Annotated in this window: 15 protein-coding genes; 10 read left to right on the top strand and 5 right to left on the bottom strand. The window is 64.1% G+C overall.

What is annotated here, in order from left to right; translation table 11 throughout:
* Positions 1-34: 34 nt before the first annotated feature.
* Together AB7A72_RS03935 and AB7A72_RS03930 are read left to right on the top strand one after the other, a co-directional pair.
* The gene (locus AB7A72_RS03935) at positions 35-1,336 is read left to right on the top strand and encodes an NCS2 family permease (RefSeq protein ID WP_230772563.1); all 1,302 of its coding nucleotides are present in this window, start codon (positions 35-37) and stop codon (positions 1,334-1,336) included.
* A 121-nt stretch (positions 1,337-1,457) separates the two neighbouring features.
* The gene (locus tag AB7A72_RS03930; protein WP_239810951.1) at positions 1,458-2,093 is read left to right on the top strand and encodes a YbhB/YbcL family Raf kinase inhibitor-like protein; all 636 of its coding nucleotides are present in this window, start codon (positions 1,458-1,460) and stop codon (positions 2,091-2,093) included.
* A 51-nt stretch (positions 2,094-2,144) separates the two neighbouring features.
* Here the strand turns inward: AB7A72_RS03930 and AB7A72_RS03925 are convergent, their stop codons facing one another.
* Entirely contained in the window at positions 2,145-3,806 is a 1,662-nt protein-coding gene (locus tag AB7A72_RS03925; RefSeq protein WP_369459062.1) for an L-lactate permease, read from the bottom strand.
* Positions 3,807-4,334: 528 nt separating this feature from the next.
* On the opposite strand from AB7A72_RS03925, the gene AB7A72_RS03920 reads away from it, so the two are divergent.
* The 4 genes from AB7A72_RS03920 to AB7A72_RS03905 all read left to right on the top strand — a co-directional run bounded on the left by AB7A72_RS03920 (position 4,335) and on the right by AB7A72_RS03905 (position 9,378).
* A complete protein-coding gene (locus AB7A72_RS03920) occupies positions 4,335-5,504 on the top strand; it encodes an alpha-hydroxy acid oxidase (RefSeq protein ID WP_312461744.1) in 1,170 nt (389 codons plus the stop codon).
* A 125-nt stretch (positions 5,505-5,629) separates the two neighbouring features.
* On the top strand, positions 5,630-6,559 hold the full coding sequence (locus AB7A72_RS03915; protein WP_369459061.1) for a DMT family transporter: 930 nt from the start codon (positions 5,630-5,632) through the stop codon (positions 6,557-6,559).
* Between the two features lie 100 nt (positions 6,560-6,659).
* A complete protein-coding gene (locus AB7A72_RS03910; protein WP_256460955.1) occupies positions 6,660-8,003 on the top strand; it encodes an MFS family transporter in 1,344 nt (447 codons plus the stop codon).
* A 145-nt stretch (positions 8,004-8,148) separates the two neighbouring features.
* Entirely contained in the window at positions 8,149-9,378 is a 1,230-nt protein-coding gene (locus AB7A72_RS03905; RefSeq protein ID WP_369459110.1) for a Y-family DNA polymerase, read from the top strand.
* On the opposite strand, the gene queF is transcribed toward AB7A72_RS03905, so the two are convergent.
* From queF to AB7A72_RS03885, 4 genes are all read right to left on the bottom strand, one after another.
* Positions 9,379-10,236 carry an NADPH-dependent 7-cyano-7-deazaguanine reductase QueF gene (gene queF, locus AB7A72_RS03900; protein WP_369459060.1) on the bottom strand — a complete coding sequence of 286 codons (858 nt, stop codon included), beginning with the start codon at positions 10,234-10,236 and terminating at the stop codon, positions 9,379-9,381.
* A 54-nt stretch (positions 10,237-10,290) separates the two neighbouring features.
* Entirely contained in the window at positions 10,291-11,169 is an 879-nt protein-coding gene (locus AB7A72_RS03895) for a 2OG-Fe(II) oxygenase (protein WP_239810955.1), read from the bottom strand.
* A gap of 38 nt (positions 11,170-11,207) precedes the next feature.
* A complete protein-coding gene (yaaA, locus tag AB7A72_RS03890) occupies positions 11,208-11,984 on the bottom strand; it encodes a peroxide stress protein YaaA (protein WP_369459059.1) in 777 nt (258 codons plus the stop codon).
* 64 nt (positions 11,985-12,048) lie between these two features.
* Positions 12,049-15,084, bottom strand: a complete 3,036-nt coding sequence (locus tag AB7A72_RS03885) for an Rne/Rng family ribonuclease (RefSeq protein WP_369459057.1) — start codon at positions 15,082-15,084, stop codon at positions 12,049-12,051.
* A 587-nt stretch (positions 15,085-15,671) separates the two neighbouring features.
* On the opposite strand from AB7A72_RS03885, the gene AB7A72_RS03880 reads away from it, so the two are divergent.
* The 4 genes from AB7A72_RS03880 to AB7A72_RS03865 are packed head-to-tail and all read left to right on the top strand — an operon-like array spanning position 15,672 to position 18,855.
* Positions 15,672-16,703 carry an RluA family pseudouridine synthase gene (locus tag AB7A72_RS03880; protein WP_239810958.1) on the top strand — a complete coding sequence of 344 codons (1,032 nt, stop codon included), beginning with the start codon at positions 15,672-15,674 and terminating at the stop codon, positions 16,701-16,703.
* Positions 16,704-16,724: 21 nt separating this feature from the next.
* On the top strand, positions 16,725-17,381 hold the full coding sequence (locus AB7A72_RS03875; RefSeq protein ID WP_369459056.1) for an HAD-IA family hydrolase: 657 nt from the start codon (positions 16,725-16,727) through the stop codon (positions 17,379-17,381).
* A 60-nt stretch (positions 17,382-17,441) separates the two neighbouring features.
* Positions 17,442-17,819 carry a Rieske (2Fe-2S) protein gene (locus AB7A72_RS03870; RefSeq protein WP_312461751.1) on the top strand — a complete coding sequence of 126 codons (378 nt, stop codon included), beginning with the start codon at positions 17,442-17,444 and terminating at the stop codon, positions 17,817-17,819.
* Position 17,820: 1 nt separating this feature from the next.
* Positions 17,821-18,855, top strand: a complete 1,035-nt coding sequence (locus AB7A72_RS03865; RefSeq protein ID WP_312529192.1) for a S49 family peptidase — start codon at positions 17,821-17,823, stop codon at positions 18,853-18,855.
* Positions 18,856-18,879 lie beyond the last annotated feature (24 nt).

Genomic DNA, 18,879 nt, shown 5'->3' with positions numbered 1-18,879 from the left:
TCCATTGAACGATGCATAACCACAAGGAGCAGCCATGAGTGTGCTGGATAACTATTTCAAGCTGGGTGAGCATGGCACGACGGTACGGACCGAAGTGCTGGCGGGGCTCACGACCTTTCTCACCATGGCCTACATCATGTTCGTCAATCCTTCCATCCTGGGGGATGCGGGCATGCCCAAGGGATCGGTGTTTGTCGCCACCTGCCTGATCGCGGCGCTGGGCTCGGTGCTGATGGGCCTGTATGCGAATTACCCGATTGCGATTGCGCCCGGCATGGGGCTGAACGCCTACTTCGCCTATGTGGTGGTGCTGGGCATGGGCTACACCTGGCAGGCAGCGCTGGGGGCGGTCTTCGTCTCCGGGTGCCTGTTCCTGCTGGTGACCATCTTTCGCATACGTGACCAGATCATCAACGGCATACCGGCCTCCATCCGCGTGGCCATCACCGTGGGTATCGGTCTGTTTCTGGCGCTGATTGCGCTCAAGAGCGCCGGCGTGGTGGTGGAATCCAAGGCCACCCTGGTGACCCTGGGTGATCTGCATTCGCCGTCGGTGATCCTGTTCACCTTGGGCTTTTTCCTGATTGTCGTGCTGGACCGCCTGCGCGTGCCCGGCGCCATCCTGATCGGCATCCTGGCGGTGACGGTGGCCTCGTTCATCTTTGGCGGCAACCAGTTCCAAGGGGTGTTCTCGGCTCCGCCGTCGATTGCGCCGACCTTCCTGCAGCTCGATATCAAGACGGCGCTGTCCAGTGGTTTTCTGAACGTGGTGCTGGTGTTCTTTCTGGTCGAGCTGTTCGATGCCACCGGCACCTTGATGGGTGTGGCCAAGCGCGCAGGCCTGTTGGTGCCCGGCAAGATGGAACGCTTTCACCGCTCGCTGCTGGCCGACAGTGGCGCGATCTTTGCCGGCTCGCTGCTGGGCACCTCCAGCGCAACCGCCTATGTCGAGAGCGCATCGGGCGTGCAGGCCGGTGGCCGCACGGGCCTGACCGCCGTGACGGTGGCCGTGCTGTTCCTGGCCTGCTTGTTCATCGCGCCGCTGGCCGGCTCGGTGCCCGCTTACGCCACGGCGCCCGCGCTGCTGTTTGTGGCCTGCCTGATGCTCAAGGAGCTGACCGAGGTCGACTGGGCCGACACCACCGAGGCCATTCCCGCCGCCATCACTGCGGTGATGATGCCCTTTACCTACTCGATCGCCAACGGCCTGGCCTTTGGCTTTATCTCCTACGCGGCCATCAAGCTGTTCACCGGCCGGGCCCGCGAGGTGCACTGGATGGTCTGGATCATTGCGGCGCTGTTCCTGTTCAAGTTCGCCTATATCGGCGGGCATTGAGCCTCGCCTGTCAGAGGCTGCCTGACTGACAGCTGCGCGGCAGCAACCTAGAATTTGCCAAAGTGTCCCGGTCCCGGCCGAGGCCCTTTGGCTTTTTTCATACCCGCAAAGGATTTATCAGATGCAGCTCAGCAGCCACAGCTTTCAAGACGGCCAGGCCATTCCTGGCGAGTTCGCTTTTGCGGTGCCCGACGCCACCGCCCATGTCCTGCTGTCGTCCAACCGCAATCCGCACCTGGCCTGGCGCGATGTGCCTGCCGGCACCCAGTCCTTTGTCATCGTCTGCCATGACCCGGATGTGCCCAGCCGGGGCGACGATGTGAACCAGGAAGGCCGCACCGTGCCAGCCGATCTGCCACGGGTCGATTTCTACCACTGGCTGCTGCTGGACATTCCAGCCACCACCACCGAGATCGCCGCCGGTGCGCAGTCGGACGGCATCACCGCCCATGGCAAGCCCGGCCCCGCTGCGCCCCAGGGCCTGCGCCATGGCATCAACGACTACACCGGCTGGTTTGCCGGGGATGCGCAGATGCAAGGCGAGTACTACGGCTATGACGGCCCCTGCCCACCGTGGAACGACAGCCTGGTGCACCACTATGTGTTCACGGTCTATGCGCTGGCCACGCCGACCTTGGCGATCGAGGGCGAACTGACCGGCGCCCGGGTGCGCGCGGCCTTGGCCCAGGCCTCCGTGCTGGGCCAGGCCAGCATCACCGGCTTGTACAGCCTCAACCCTGCGGTGCCTGCCGTTTAACGGACCGGTTGCGGTGAACGGGGCTCCTTAGCGAGCCCCGTTTTGTTGACCTTACTTCACCACCATCAACGTGAAGGGGTAGACATAGGCCTGCAAGGTGACAAAGATGCCTACCAAGGTGGCGAGAGCCACCGAGTGGAAGAACACATAGCGCAGGATGTCGCCCTCATGGTTGAACCAGCGCGTGGCGGTGGAGGCCACGACGATGGACTGGGCATCGATCATCTTGCCCATCACGCCGCCCGAGCTGTTGGCCGCGCCCATCAGGTTGGGCGACAGGCCCAGCTGCTCGGCAGCGACCTTCTGCATGCCGCCAAACAGCACGTTCGACGCGGTGTCCGAACCGGTCAGCGCCACGCCCAGCCAGCCCATCATCGTGCCAAAGAAGGGGTAGAGCACACCGGTGTTGGCAAAGGCCAGGCCCAAGGTGGTGTCGGTGCCGGAGTAGCGGGTGAGGGTGCCCAGCGCCAGCATTAGCACAATGGTCAGCAGCGAAAAACGCACCAGCCAGATCGTCTTGAAGAACTGCTTGATGAGGCCCAATGGGCTGTACTTCATCACCAGGCCGCCGACGATGGCCGACAGCAGAATGCCGGTGCCCGTGGCCGACAGCAGGTTGAGCACATAGACCGCGCCTTCCTTGGTGGGCTGGGGCACGACGGGCGGCACCTTCTCGATCATGTTGTGCAGGCCGGTCATCGGGAACGACGGTGCAAACAGGCCGTTGAGCGCGGCCTTGACCGACGGCAGGCCCCAGATGAACACGAACACCGTCAGGATGGCCCAGGGCGTCCAGGCGCGGATCACATCGGCGCGGGCATGTGCCACCACGGCACGTGGCTGGGCCGTGGTGTCTTCGCTGGTGTCGCGGCCCTTGAGCGAGGTGCTGCGCCAGATGGTCCTGGGCTGCCACACGCGCAGAAAGCCGATCAGGCAGCCCATCGAGACGATGGCGGCAATGATGTCGACCAGCTCCGGACCGATGAAGTTGGACACCAGGTACTGCGGGATCGCAAACGACAGGCCGGTGACCAGGATGGCCGGCCAGATCTCCATCATCGCCTTGCGGCCGGCAAAGGCCCAGATCAGCCAGAAGGGCACCAGCACCGAGAAGAACGGCAGCTGGCGGCCCACCATCGCGGTGACCTCCATCACGTCATAGCCATGGACCTTGGCCAAGGTGATCACCGGCGTGCCCAGCGCACCGAAGGCGACGGGCGCGGTATTGGCAATCAGCGACAGGCCCGAGGCGGCCAGCGGCGAAAAGCCCAGGCCGATCAGGATCGCCGCCGTGACCGCCACCGGCGTGCCAAAGCCTGCTGCACCTTCGAAAAAGGCGCCAAAGGCAAAGGCGATCAGCAGCAGCTGGATGCGCCGGTCCTCGGTGATGCCGGCAATCGAGTCCTGCAGGATCTTGAAGCTGCCGTTCTGCTCGGTCAGCTGGTGCAGAAAGATGATGTTCAGCACGATCCAGCCAATGGGCAGCAGCCCCGTGAGGCCCCCAAAGACCGCTGCGCGGCCGGCCATATCGGCCGGCATGCCATAGACCACGATGGCAATGAGCAAGGCACAGACCAGGCCGGCGCCGGCCGCGATATGGGCTTTGAGGTGGAGAAAGCCCAGCCCGACGAGCATGACGACCACCGGCAGCGCCGCCAGCAGGGTGGAGAGCACCATATTGCCCACCGGGTTGTAGATCTGTTGCCAAACCATGCCTGACTCCTCGTTGTAGCGCAGCGCAAGCGCCGCCGGATGGTCGGGCTATAGACTGCAGTTATGACTGAGAACCTGCTTGTGATCTCCTCGCGCCGCGACAGTGGCTTTGCGGGATGGGATGCGAGGCGCAACACCGCAGCAATAGCCGCGCTATTGCGAGGATTTGCAACAACGCAGACCGCCCGCAAAACCACTGTCCCGAAGGGTTGGAGTGAAATCGGGCGATTTCTGCGCGCTGGCCCTTGCTTGCACCCCGGTGCAAGCTGCGGACCATCGCTTCGAACTCATCCCGATTGCACTCCAACGCGGCTGCGTAGAGATCGCAAGCAGGTTCTATACACCTGGATGGATAGAACATCGACATAATGTCGGCCTATCTGTTTACCTGCAGTCCTGTAAAACCCGTAGTCCATATGCCGAAGACGCCTGCCGTGCCCCCTGGGCGACAGGGGCGCAGCGAAGGGCGCGTTACACAGTGGCCTGGCCGCCAGCGCCGCTGCAGTGGCTTGATAACAAGGAAGATTTGTGGCTGATTTATCCAAAATCACATGTATTGAAGATTTGCGCGTGCTGGCTGAAAAGCGCGTGCCCCGGATGTTTTACGACTATGCGGACTCGGGCTCCTACACCCAGGGCACCTACCGGGACAACGAGGCAGCATTCCACAAGATCAAGCTGCGCCAGCGTGTGGCGGTCAATATGGAAGGCCGCAGCACGCGCAGCACGATGGTGGGGCAGGAGGTCAGCATGCCGGTGGCCATTGCGCCGACGGGCCTCACCGGCATGCAGCATGCCGATGGCGAGATCCTGGCGGCCCGCGCGGCCAAGGCCTTTGGCATTCCGTTCACCCTGTCGACGATGAGCATCTGCTCGCTCGAAGATGTGGCCGAGCACACGGGCCGCCACCCGTTCTGGTTCCAGCTCTATGTGATGCGCGACCGGGGCTTCATGGAGCGCCTGATCGACCGGGCCAAGGCGGCGAACTGTTCGGCCTTGCAGCTCACCCTGGATCTGCAGATCCTGGGCCAGCGCCACAAGGACATCAAGAACGGCCTGTCCACCCCGCCCAAGCCCACCTTGAAGAACCTCCTCAACCTGGCGACCAAGCCGCGCTGGTGCATGGGCATGCTCGGCACCAAGCGCCGCACCTTTGGCAATATCGTCGGCCATGTCGATGGCGTGGCCGATGTGAGTTCGCTGTCGTCCTGGACGGCTGACCAGTTTGACCCCTGCCTGAACTGGGGCGATGTGGAGTGGATCAAGAAACGCTGGGGCGGCAAGCTGATCCTCAAGGGCGTGATGGAAGCCGAGGATGCGCGTCTGGCGGCAGAGACCGGCGCGGACGCGCTGATCGTCAGCAACCACGGGGGCCGCCAGCTTGATGGCGCACCGGCGACCATCGATGCACTGCCATCGATCGTGCAGGCTGCCGGCAAGGACATCGAGGTCTGGCTGGACAGCGGTATCCGCAGTGGCCAGGATGTCCTCAAGGCCCGCGCGCTGGGTGCCCAGGGCACGTTGATCGGCCGCAGCTTTCTGTACGGCCTGGGTGCCTATGGCCAGGAAGGGGTGACGCGCGCGCTGCAGATCATCCACAAGGAGCTGGATGTGTCGATGGCCTTCTGCGGCCACACCAACATCAACAACGTGGACCAGCGGATTCTGGTGCCCGGCACCTATCCCCAGCCTTATTGAGTGAGGCAGGGGGCGGGCCGGGTGCTGGCCTCTCTTGATGCCGCAGGCTCGCATCGCCAAATGCAGGCGCACAAAGGGCAGTGATCGCCTACCATCGGGGCCCTAGTGATGAAGTGGATGCGGTGATGGCTGACGGAGCGGGAATGCAATGGGGTGGCTGGTGGATGGCACTGGTGGTATTTGCCGCCATCGCGCAGACGGCGCGCAATGCGGCGCAGCGCTCGCTGACCCGCGACCTGGGCACCTGGGCTGCGACCTTGGTGCGCTTTCTCTATGGCCTGCCGCTGGCTGGGCTGGCGCTGGTGCTGCTCTATACCTTGCCTGCAAAAGCGCCTGAGATTGCGCATTGGACGGGCGCCTATTTTGGCTGGCTGGCGCTGGGCGCTTTCTTCCAGATTGCCGCGACCGGCGCCCTGCTGCTGGCGATGCAGCAGCGCAATTTTGCCGTCGCCGTGACCCTGTCCAAAACCGAGGTGCTGCAGGTGGCGCTGTTTGGCGCGGTCTTTCTGGGCGAGCTGCCCACCTACTGGGCGCTGGCGGCGATGGCCATTGCCACCCTGGGCGTGGCGCTGCTGTCACTGCCGCCGCGCCAGATCGGCGCCAAGCTCGACTGGCGCAGCAAGGCTGCGATGTATGGCCTCATTTGCGGCGCCTGCTTTGCGATTGCGACCGTGGGCTTTCGGGGTGCCGCGCTGGCGCTCAATGCGCCCAGCGCGCTGCTGTCGGGCGCCTGGGGCGTGTTCATTGCGCAGTGCATGCAGACCCTGGCGATGGGCGCCTGGTTCCTCTGGCGTGACCGCGGCGTGCTGCTGCGCATTGCCAAGGCCTGGCGCGTGTCGCTGTTGGCGGGCTGCATGGGCAGTGCGGCGTCTCTCGCCTGGTTCAGCGCCTATGCGCTGCAAAGCGCCGCCTCGGTGCGCACCCTGGGCATGGTCGAGGTGGTGTTCAGCTACCTGGTCTCGCGCCGGGTGCTCAAGGAGCAGCTGCGCCGCAACGAGAAATGGGGCATTGCGCTGATGCTGGTCGGCATTGTGGTGATCTGCACTCAACTGTAATCCTGAAGGGGCTGCGCGCTGGAAATTCAGCGCCCGTCTGACATCAGGGGGTCTCGCGGGCGGCGCATCATGGTCTGCATTGCTATACGGGACCACTCCAATGACAACACCCTCCACGCCAAGCGCTGGGCCGTCGGCCGCCCAGGCTTCGGCCACTACACCGCCCCATTACAGCCCGGAAGAAAAGCGCCACCGCATTTTCTCCATCATGGCGGCCTCATCGGGCAACCTGGTGGAATGGTTTGACTTCTATGTCTATGCCTTCTCGGCCATCTACTTTGCCGCGGCCTTCTTTCCGAAGGGTGACCCCACCGTACAGCTGCTGAACACCGCCGGCGTCTTTGCTGCCGGCTTTTTGATGCGCCCGATCGGCGGCTGGCTGTTTGGCCGCATCGCCGACAAGTACGGCCGCAAGAAATCGATGCTGATCTCGGTGACGATGATGTGCGCCGGCTCGCTGGTGATTGCCTGCCTGCCGACCTATGCACAGATTGGCGCCTGGGCGCCTTTCCTGCTGCTGCTCTGCCGCTTGTTCCAGGGCCTGTCGGTGGGCGGTGAATATGGCACCACGGCCACCTATATGAGCGAAGTGGCCCTCAAGGGCCAGCGCGGCTTTTTCTCGTCGTTCCAGTATGTCACCCTGATCGGCGGCCAGTTGCTGGCCGTGCTGCTGATCGTGATTCTGGAAGCCGTGCTGAGCGACGCCGAGCTGCGTGCCTGGGGCTGGCGCATTCCCTTTGTTGTGGGTGCTGCTGCGGCGGTTGTGGCGATGCTGCTGCGCCGCACCTTGCATGAGACCCAGTCCACCGAGGCCATGCAGAACAAGGAAACCGGCACCTTGGGCAACCTGTTCAAGCACCACTGGCGCGCCTTTGTCACCGTGCTGGGCTATACCGCCGGCGGCTCGCTGATCTTCTACACCTTCACCACCTACATGCAGAAGTACCTGGTCAACAGCGTGGGCCTGCCGATCAAGACGGCCAGCTATGTGATGACCGTCTGCCTGTTTGTGTACATGTGCATGCAGCCGCTGTTTGGCGCGCTGTCCGACCGCATTGGCCGGCGCACCAGCATGATGCTGTTTGGCGCGCTCGGTGCCCTTGGCACGGTGCCGATTCTGACCACCCTGCACCAGGCTTCGTCGCCGGTCACGGCCGGGCTGCTGATCCTTGTCGCGCTGGCGATTGTGAGCTTCTACACCTCGATCTCGGGCATCGTCAAAGCGGAGATGTTCCCGCCGGAAGTGCGTGCGCTGGGCGTGGGCCTGGCCTATGCGGTGGCGAATGCGATTTTTGGCGGATCGGCCGAGTTCGTCGCGCTGGCGCTGAAGAATGCCGGCCATGAAAATGCCTTCTTCTGGTATGTGACGGTGATGATGGTGATTGCCTTCCTGTTCAGTCTGCGCCTGCCCAAGCAGGCCGCCTATCTGCACCACGACCACTGAGCCACACGATAGCCCCACAGCGGCGGCATCTGCACCGGGGGCGGCTGCAAGCCGCGCCGCGCTGGGAGACAATAGCCAGGTGTGCTCCGCCTCCTCGCCATCGCCGCCTGTTCTGCCTCCGCGCCGCCGCATTGCGCATCTGGACATGGATGCCTTCTATGCCTCGGCCGAGCTGCTGCGCTACCCGCAGCTCAAGGGCCTGCCGGTCATCATCGGCGGGGGCCGCAGGGCCGAAGATGAGGCGCTGAAAGCGCGCTATGGCGACCGGCTCGACGCGATCCCGCCCGAGGCTTTTCCGCAGCTCAAGGACTATGTGGGCCGGGGCGTGATCACCACGGCCACCTACCCGGCGCGCGCCTTTGGCGTGGGCTCGGCGATGGGCATGATGAAGGCGGCCAAGCTGTGCCCGCAGGCCATTTTGCTGCCGGTGGATTTTGCGCGCTACCGGCATTTTTCGCGCCAGTTCAAGGCCATCATCACCGCGATGGCGCCGCAGATGGAGGACCGGGGCGTGGACGAGGTCTACATCGACTTCACCCATGTCGAAGGCGGTCAGGACGACCATGGCCGCAGCCTGGCGCTGCGGATGCAGGCGGCCATTCATGCGGCCACCGGGCTGACCTGCTCGGTGGGGGTGGCCCCCAACAAGCAACTGGCCAAGATGGCCAGCGAGTTCAACAAGCCCAATGGCGTGTCCATCGTGCTCGAGAGCGATCTGCAAACGATGATCTGGCCGCTGGCCTGCCGCAAGATCAATGGCGTGGGCCCCAAGGCCGATGCCAAGCTGCAGGCGCTGGGCATCCACACGCTGGGCGATCTGGCCGCCAAGGACCTGCCCTGGTTGGTGGAGCATTTTGGCCGCAGCTACGGCGCCTGGTTGCATGCATCGAGCTGGGGACGGGACAACCGGCCCGTGGTGACCGAGAGCGAGCCGGTATCGATGAGCCGCGAGACCACGTTTGACCGCGACCTGCATGCGGTGCGCGACAAGGCCGAGCTGGGGGCCATCTTTACCGAGCTGTGCCAGATGGTGGCCGCTGATTTGCAGCGCAAGGGCTATGTGGGGCGCACGATTGGCATCAAGCTGCGCTACCCGGACTTTCGCATCGCCACACGCGACCACAGCCTGCCGCTCTACACCCAGGATGCCGCTGCCATCCGGCATGCGGCCGGCCAATGCCTCAAGCGCGCACCGTTGGACCAGCGGCTTCGGCTGTTGGGGGTGCGGGTAGGCGGCCTGCTGCCGCTGGAGCAGGCCCTGGCCCAAGGGCTGGTGGGCGACTGGCAGGCGATGCGCCAGGCCCAAGGCCGCCTGGGCGTTGCCGAGCAGAAGGCCGACCCCTACACCTTGCCGCTGTTCGACGACCTCGACTGATTACTGGCGTGCGGTGCGGATGTTGGCCGGCAGGGCCATCGGCTGGCTGGTGCGCAGCGGGTTGATGTCCAGACCACCCCGGCGCGTGTAGCGGGCGTAGACCGTCAGGCGGATCGGCTTGCAGTGCTTCCAGATGTCGACAAACATGCGCTCGACGCACTGCTCGTGGAACTCGTTGTGGTTGCGAAAGCTCACGATGTACTGCAGCAGGCGCTCCTGGTCGATTGCCGGGCCGGTGTAGCTGATGCGCACGCTGCCCCAGTCGGGCTGGCCGGTGACCAGGCAGTTGCTCTTGAGCAGGCGGCTGCACAGGGTCTCGGTGACGGGCGCCTCGTCAAAGGCGGCGCGCAGCAGCTGGGGTTGGGGCTGGTAGTGCTCGCAGTCGATGTCCAGCCGGTCCAGGTTCAGGCCGTCGAGCTCCTGCAGTGGCAGGGTGTCGAACACCTCGGGGTCGATCATCTGCACGCCGACCGAGGCCTGGTAGGGCGCGCCGCGCCATACGGCTTCGCTGATATCGGCCAGCAGCTTGGCCCGCACCTCATCGGCCGAGGCAAAGCGGCTGTTGTTGAAGCTGTTGAGGTAGAGCTTGAAGGACTTGCTCTCGACGATGTTGGGTGTTTCGCAGGGAATCGTGAAGCTCGCCAGCGCGACCTGGGGCTTGCCGCGCAGGTTGAGCCAGGAGACTTCATAGGCCGTCCACAGGTCGGCGCCAAAAAAGGGCAGCTTGTCGGGCTGCAGGCCGATCTCGTCGCGCTTGGCCTGGCGGGGCAGCGGGAAGAGCAGGGTAGGGTCGTACTGGTCGATGTAGGCGGAGCGCTGGCCCAGGGGCGATTGCTCAGGCGAAGGGGAGACGGTCATGCTGTGGAACAAAAAGCGGCCGCTGCCTGCGTGGGGCCAGGCGGCGGCTGCGGTTTACTTGAATTCGCCCTCGCGCAACCACTTGGTGGCGATCCATTTCTCGCCGGCGATCACCGGTGAGCCGCCATGCAGGCTCTTGGTTGCAGGGTCGGGCGCGGGGTAGCTGAAGAACACGGCATTGCCACGGCGCGGTGCGACTTCCAGCCCCACATCGGGGAAGCTGGTGCCGCCGCCGGCTTGCGGGTTGTTCAGGTAGATCACCAGGGTGGCCAGGCGCTGGCCGCCACGCTTGAGGATCGTCGGCGTGCCGGGCTGGGTCGGGTCGAAGTAGTCGTAGTGCGGCTTGTACTCGGCACCGGGCCGGTAGTGCAGCACCTGCAGGCCCTCGCCATGGTTTTCCGGCCAGTTGACCAGCTTGGCGATGCGGCGCTCCAGCGCGGCGACGGCAGGTGTTTCCTCACGCTGAAAAAACATGCCATCGCTGGTGCGGTCGGCATTGACTTCTTCGCCGCCGGTCTGCGTCTCGACGGTCAGCGAGCGCTGCATGCGCGGCTCAGCGGCGGCGATGATGGCATCGCACTCCTCGTCGGACAGCAGGTTGCCGAAGACGACGACACGCGGGTGCTGCAGAGACAGCAGCACGCTGACTTCGCGGTCACCGACATCAATGGTGGAGGGCGATTGCGCCAGGTTGGGTTCGGGCAGCGGACGGGACGAGACGGCAGGCGCAGAGGCAGCCGCTACGGTTTCCCTGCTCGCCTGCAACTGCGCGAGGTGCTCGGTCAGCACCGATTCCATCGCAGACTCGGCGACATCGGCATTCCAGCCGGCATCGCACATGGCTTTGAACACGCGGTCGGCGCTGACGCCTGCGCTCGCCTGATCAATGATCCAGGCGCGCAGTTCCGGGGTGAGGGGTTGCGAGGCGGTCATCAGATTCCTTTCGCGGCCCATTGTGCATCAAAGTGCCATCAATCGACCTTGCGCCTGAACACGAAATGGTCTTCGCTCGAGGCCTCGGGCGTGAAGGCGTAGCCTGCAGTGCCGAACTTCTTCAACGCCGCCGGCGTCTTGGTCTGGTGCTCGATGGCGTAGCGCGCCATCATGCCCCTGGCCTTCTTGGCAAAGAAGCTGATGGTCTTGTACTGGCCGTTCTTGTAGTCCTCAAAGCTGCAGTCGATGACGCGGGCGCGCAGCACCTTGCGGTCGACCGATTTGAAGTACTCCTGCGAGGCCAGGTTGACGACCACCGGCTTGTCTTCGCCGGCCTGCTGCGCATTGAGGTAGTCGGCGATCTGCGTGCCCCAGAAATGGTAGAGGTTGCTGCCCTGCTCGGTGACCAGGCGCGTACCCATCTCCAGCCGGTAGGGTTGCATCAGATCGAGCGGGCGCAGCACGCCGTAGAGGCCGCTGAGCATGCACAGATGGGACTGCGCCCAGTCCAACTGCTTGGCGCTCAAGGTGGAGGCCTGCAGGCCGTCATAGACATCGCCATTGAAGGCCATGATGGCCTGGCGCGCGTTCTTGCTGCTGAACTTGGGCGACCAGGCCTCATAGCGGGCCACATTCAGCGCGGCCAGCTTGTCGCTGATGTCCATCAGGCTGGCGATCTGCTGCGGCGACTGGGTGCGCAGCACCGCGATCAAGGCCTTGGACTGGGGGATGAACTGGGGCTGCGTGCTGGGCAGGCCGGCAGGCAGCGGGGTTTCATAGTCCAGAGATTTGGCGGGCGAGAGCAGAAACAGCATCAGGGTCTCCATCAATGAAACAGGCCGGATCGCTCCGGCCTGAGGGTTGCTGGGTCAGCGTCTTTTAAGCGGTTTCGCGCTCAAAGGGCAGGACCAGGTCGGTCAGATCCTTGCGGGTCTCGACGAGGATCAGCGGGCCCTGGTCGATCTGCACCACGGGCTGGCGCTCACGCGGCACATGCACCGGCTTGGGCTCGGCGGCGATGGCCGCTTGCACGGCGGCGATCTTGTCGGCATCGGAGTTGATCCATTGCAGACCTGCGGTGCTGGCGATCTGGTGCAGCGCATCCAGCGGCAGGCTGTAGCTGGCAATCGCTGGCAGACCGGCCTTGGCTGGCTCGGCAGCGACGGGCGCAGGGGCTGCAACCACCGGTGCTGCTGCGACGGGGGTGGCAGGCACGACTGGGGCCACAGCGGCCACGGGTGCAGCTTCCTGGGCCGCAACCGGTACCTCGGCTTGCGCCACAGCGGCAGGAGCCGGTACCACATCGGCCACGGCGGGCGCTGGGGCTTCTACCGGTGCGGCGGCAGGCGCTGCGTTGAAGTAGCTGCGGCGTGGTGCCTCGTCGGTGTCTTGCGGCACGGCAGGGGCGGCATCGGCGCCAAAGCCCGAGTCGGCGGCGGCGTTGTCGCCTTCGGCATGCTCGTCACGGCCATTGCGCTCGCGCTCACCACGGTTGCGGCGGTCGCGGCCATAGCGGTCACGCGAGCGGCGCTCACGGCGTTCTGGCGTTGCGCCGTCTGCATCAGCAGCGCCTGGTGCGGCTTGGTTGCCGGTATCCAGGTCCAGCGATGGCAGGGAGGCAATCACCGCATCAGCGTTGAGGGGTGCCGGCGCGACGGCGTTGAGGGGCTGGGCCGCCTCTTCACCGTTGTTGTTGCGGCGGTCCTGGCGCTCACCACGGTCGCGGCGGCCTTCACGCGGCTCGCGGGGAGCGCGCTCGGGGCGGGGTGCGCGTTCCTGGCGCTCGCCGTTGGCGGCGGCGTTGTCGCCGGCTTGCGGGTTCAGCGGGGCGTCGTCACGGCGGCTGCGCTCCTGGCGGTCACCGCGCTCACCACGGCGGTTGCGGCCTTCCTGGTCGCCGCCACGGGGGCTGCGGCTGCCGTCGGCCGAGCCATTGTTGCCACGGCCATTGCGCTCACCGCGTTGTTCGCCTTCGGCGCGCTCGCCACGGGCCGGGCGGTTGCCGTCCTTGCGGTCACCACGGTCGCCGCGCTCTGCACGGTCCCCACGGCCGCCACGGTTGTTGGCGTTGCGGCCATCGCGGTTTTCACGGCGGGCGTCGGCAGCCGGTGCTGCTGCTGGTGCAGGCACGGGAGCCGGTGCGGGCTCAGGGGCCATGCCGAAGAAGCGCTTGAGCCAGGCGAAGAAGCCCTTTTGCGGTGCGGCCACAGGAGCTGCAGCGGGCGCTGCGGCGGGGGCGCCTGCCGGCTTGCCGTTTTGCGGGTTGGCGGTACGTGCAGCAGGTGCCGGGCGTGGCTCGGCAATCGGCGCCGGTGCATCGGGCAGCACGCCCTTGATGACCGGGGTCTGCTTGTTGGTCGGCTCTTGCGAGCGGCGGGTGAAGCCCAGGCTTTCCTCTTCGGGGTCAGCCAGCTTGTAGCTCGCCTCCATCGAGTCCAGACGGGGGTCGTCGTGCTTCATGCGCTCGAGCTTGTAGTGCGGGGTCTCCAGCGCCTTGTTGGGCACCATGGTGACGGACACGCGCTGCTTGAGCTCGATCTTCTGGATTTCGGTACGTTTTTCGTTGAGCAGGAAGGAGGCGACTTCGACCGGAACCTGGCAGTTGACGGCTGCCGTGTTGTCCTTCATCGACTCTTCCTGGATGATGCGCAGGATCTGCAGCGCCGAGCTTTCCGCATCGCGGATGTGGCCGGAGCCGCCGCAGCGTGGGCAGTTGATGTGGGCACCTTCGCTCAGCGCAGGCTTGAGGCGCTGGCGGCTCATTTCCATCAGGCCGAACTTGCTGATGGTGCCGAATTGCACACGGGCACGGTCCTGGCGCAGCGCGTCACGCAGGCGGCTTTCCACATCGCGGCGGTTCTTCGACTCTTCCATGTCGATGAAGTCGATCACGATCAGACCACCCAGGTCGCGCAGGCGCATCTGGCGGGCCACTTCGTCGGCCGCTTCCAGGTTGGTGCGGGTGGCGGTTTCCTCGATGTCGCCGCCCTTGATGGCGCGGGCCGAGTTCACGTCGATGGAGACCAGCGCTTCGGTGTGGTCGATCACGATGGCGCCGCCCGAAGGCAGGGTCACGGTGCGGGAGTAGGCCGACTCGATCTGGTGCTCGATCTGGAAGCGGCTGAACAGCGGCGCGTCATCGCGGTAGCGCTTGACGCGGGCAGCATGCTCAGGCATGACATGGGCCATGAACTGCTGGGCTTGTTCATAAATGTCATCGGTGTCGATCAGGATGTCGCCGATGTCATTGTGGAAATAGTCGCGGATCGCGCGGATCACCAGGCTCGATTCCTGGTAGATCAGGAAGGCGCCCTTGCCCGACTTGGCTGCGCCGTCGATGGCGCCCCAGAGCTTGAGCAGGTAGTTCAGATCCCATTGCAGCTCGGGTGCGCTGCGGCCGATGCCGGCGGTGCGCGCGATGATGGACATGCCCTTGGGGTAGTCCAGCTGGTCCATCGCCTCCTTGAGCTCGGCGCGCTCGTCGCCTTCGATGCGGCGCGAGACACCACCACCACGGGGGTTGTTGGGCATCAGCACCACATAGCGGCCGGCCAGCGAGATGAAGGTGGTCAGGGCCGCGCCCTTGTTGCCACGTTCTTCCTTTTCGACCTGAACGATCAGCTCCTGGCCTTCCTTGATCACATCATTGATGCGGGCCTGGCTGGGGGAGACGCCTTCGGCGAAATACTGCTTGGAGATTTCCTTGAAGGGCAGAAAGCCGTGGCGGTCTTCGCCGTAGTCGACAAAGCAGGCTTCCAGGGAGGGTTCGACCCGGGTAACAACGGCTTTGTAGATATTGCCTTTGCGTTGTTCGCGGCCTTCGATTTCGATTTCGTAGTCCAGCAGCTTTTGGCCATCAACAATGGCGAGGCGGCGCTCTTCAGCTTGCGTGGCGTTGATCAGCATCCGTTTCATGATGCGCGTCCTTCGTAATGCGGGACAGGCTGCCTTTGTCAGTCAGGCACCTGTCTCCAATCCCAACAATAAACAGGCTCTTACTGGAGCCACAGATGCCGGGACAGACGCAGAGAAACGAAAGAATTCACAGAGCGTGTCATGTTTGCTGGTAATACTTATGTCAGCACAGGGGATCTAGGCACGCGGGAGAGGGCATGTAAATACCCGGCCAGCCAGCGCTGGGCTGCCTCCGGCTGGGATATCTGCCCTGAGAACATGCGCACAGCGGGCACGGCAAGACGCACTGGCGCACAGCTGCTGCTGTGCCAGAGAGTTGCCATCCAAGCCCACAAAATCAACATGTTGGTGTGAAGACGATCAGCTGAGCGGGGCCTGGTTGCAGGCCTTTGCGACAGCGGTCGCCAAAAATCTGTTTTTTCGTTGTTTCAATGTGTCTGTCCGCCTGATTCACTTGGCGTCCCCTGCGCAATCTTTTGGTATGCAGGTGGGGCGGCAAGGCGATCAGCCAGACATCGACCGGCCTGTGCGGGTACTGGTGGGTGAATTAAACTGCTCACCGGTAAACCAATAACTCTATCGCGCAGGTGAAACATATTATAGGGGGCAAACCGGGCGAGCCCCGTAGTCCACAAGCACCCCCAGTGGCTGTAAGGCTGGTCGAGGTCCACCCCGACGACGCAGGCCAGCGCCTGGACAATTTTCTGATGCGCCACCTCAAGGGCGTACCCAAGACCCATATCTACCGCATCATCCGCCAGGGTGAAGTCCGTATCAACAAGGGCCGCACGACAGCGGACACTCGCGTACAACCGGGCGATGTGGTCCGGATTCCACCGGTACGCGTCGCGGCCAAGCCCGAGGAAGCCGAGCGCGCCGTGCCAGCTAGGGAGTTTCCCTTGTTGCTCGATGACGATGTCATGCTGGCGATCAACAAACCCGCCGGTGTGGCGGTGCATGGCGGCTCGGGCGTCAGCTTTGGCGTCATCGAGCAGCTGCGCCGTGCCCACCCGGATGCCCGCTTTCTGGAGCTGGTGCACCGGCTGGACCGCGAAACCTCGGGCATTTTGCTGGTGGCCAAGAAGCGCTCGGCCCTGACCCATCTGCAGGACCAGTTCCGTGAGCGCGAGACGGGCAAGACCTATCTGGCTCTGGTCATCGGTGAATGGCCAGCCAACAAGAAGGTGATCGATACACCGCTGCGCAAATACCTGCTGCCCGACGGAGAGCGCCGCGTGCGCGCCACGACGGCCGACGACCCCGAGGGTATGCGCTCGGTCTCGCTGGTCAAGGTGCAGCAGGTGTTTGCAGCCCGGCACCCGCTGGGCCTGCCGGCGATGAGCCTGCTGGAGGTGACGATCAAGACCGGCCGCACCCACCAGATTCGCGTGCACCTGGCCAGCAGTGGCCATGCGATTGCCGGCGACGAGAAATATGGCGACTTCGATCTGAACAAGCGCCTGGCCAAGCACGGCCTCAAGCGTATGTTTCTGCACGCCTGGCGCCTGCAGTTCAACCACCCGCAGACGGCAGAGCGTGTGCAACTGGGCGCAGAGTTACCGCCGGAGCTGGCGGATTTTGTGGCGGCAGCCTCGGCGGCCGGTGAATCAGTTTTGTGACAGATATAGAAAGAACACCCGATGGCCCGCCAATTTGACCTGATCGCCTTTGACTGGGATGGCACCTTGTTTGATTCGACGGCGGCGATTGCGCTGTCGATCCAGGACGCGGTGCGGGATGTGGGCGGTACGGTGCCCAGCCTGGTAGAAGCCCAGTATGTCATCGGCATGAGCCTGCAAAGCGCGCTGCGCCATGCCGCGCCCGATGTGCCGGAAGACCAGATGGTGGCGCTGACCAATCGCTACCGACTGCATTTCCTCAAGCGCCAGGAGCAGGTGACCTTGTTCGAGGGCGTTCTGGAACTGCTGGACCAGCTGACCGCCAGCGGCCACCTGTTGGCCGTTGCCACCGGCAAGAACCGCCATGGGTTGGACCGGGTGCTGGATACGACCTTGCTCAAGGGGCGCTTCCATGCGACGCGCACCTCGGACGAGACAGCAGGCAAGCCCCACCCGCTGATGCTGCAGGAGCTGATGGCCGAGCTGGATGTGGCGCCTGAGCGGATGTTGATGGTGGGCGACACCACGCATGACCTGCAAATGGCCGTCAATGCCGGCTGTGCCAGCGTGGGTGTGAGCTATGGGGCGCACCATTACGGTGGGTTTGAGGCCTTCAAGCCTTTGTATGTGGCCCATTCCGTTGCTGAACTGCAACAATGGATGGCGGATCATGCCTAGCTATGGTGCAATCACTGTCTGTATGTACAGTCAGATGAGACGCGGTGAACAGGTGTGGTGATGGCAGAAGTTCCGGCCCCCATGCTGGCCCTGTGCCAGAGCGATGCGCTGGTGCACGGCGGACGGGCGGTTGCCTTTGATGTTCTGTACGCCGGTCAGGCCTGCCAGGCCTTTGCGATCCGCTACCACGATGGCGTGCACGCCTACTTGAACCGCTGCACCCATGTGGCGATGGAGATGGACTACCAGCCGGGGCGTTTTTTCGACGACACAGGTAACTGGTTGCTCTGTGCTACCCACGGCGCGGCCTATGTGCCCGATACTGGAGCCTGTGCCGGCGGCCCCTGTCGTGGCGGTTTGGTCAAGGTTGCGCTGAGTGAGAGCGATGGCGTGGTCTATTGGCACCCGGATAACCGTCTCCAACCTGTTGATTTTTAAGATGAACCCCATGGATAACCATCCTCAGCACAATCCGCCGCCGGCGCCCGACCTGTGGGGGCAGACGGCCGCTGCGGCGCCCGCCGCTGCCGCAGCTCCCAGCCCGGGCTGGGAGCGCTCGGTGCTGGAGCGCCTGGCTTTTGACACGCTCAAGGAGCAGCGCGCCGCTCGGCGCTGGAAGATTTTCTTCCGCCTGGTCTGGCTGGGTTTGGTGATTGCATTGGGCAGCTACCTGTTTGGCTCGGATGGCTCGGCCGCCAAAACCTCCTCCGAGCACACTGCGGTGGTGGAACTCAAGGGTGAGATCGCTTCCGGTGCGGACGCCAGTGCCGAATTTGTCATTGCCGCGCTGCGCACCGCTTTCGAGGACGATGGCGCCAAGGCCGTGGTGCTGTTGATCAATTCGCCTGGTGGCAGCCCCGTTCAGGCGGGCATGATCAATGACGAGATCGTGCGCCTCAAGGCCCAGTACAAGAAGCCCATGTACGCCGTGGTCGAGGAGTCCTGTGCGTCGGCCGCCTACTACATCGCTTCTGCGGCCGACAGCATCTATGTGGACAAAGCCAGCATCGTCGGCAGCATTGGTGTGCTGATGGATGGTTTTGGCTTTACCGGAACGATGGACAAGCTGGGTGTGGAGCGCCGCTTGCTCACCGCTGGCGCGAACAAGGGCATGCTGGACCCGTTCAGCCCGATGAATGACAAGCAAAAGGCCTATGCGCAGCAGATGCTGGGCCAGATCCACCAGCAGTTCATCCAGGTGGTGCGCCAGGGCCGGGGTGACCGTCTCAAGGAAACCGATGATACCTTCAGCGGCCTGTTCTGGACCGGGCAAGAGGCCGTGAAGCTGGGCCTGGCCGATGGCCTGGGCAGTCTCGACCAGGTGGCCCGCGATGTCGTTGGTGCGGAAGAGGTCGTCGACTACACGCGCCGCGACAATGTGGCCGAGCGCTTTGCCAAGCGTTTTGGTGCCTCGGTGGGCGCGGGGGCCGTGGGTACCTTGCGCTCCATGTCGCTGCTGCCCAGTGTGCGCTGACAAGGTCCATGGTTGAATGACAAA

The sequence above is a fragment of the Comamonas sediminis genome, assembly GCF_041107495.1.
Taxonomy (GTDB): Bacteria; Pseudomonadota; Gammaproteobacteria; order Burkholderiales; family Burkholderiaceae_C; genus Comamonas; species Comamonas sediminis.
Note: the sequence above shows the minus strand (reverse complement) of the source record. Positions and strands in the feature narration are given on the sequence as shown.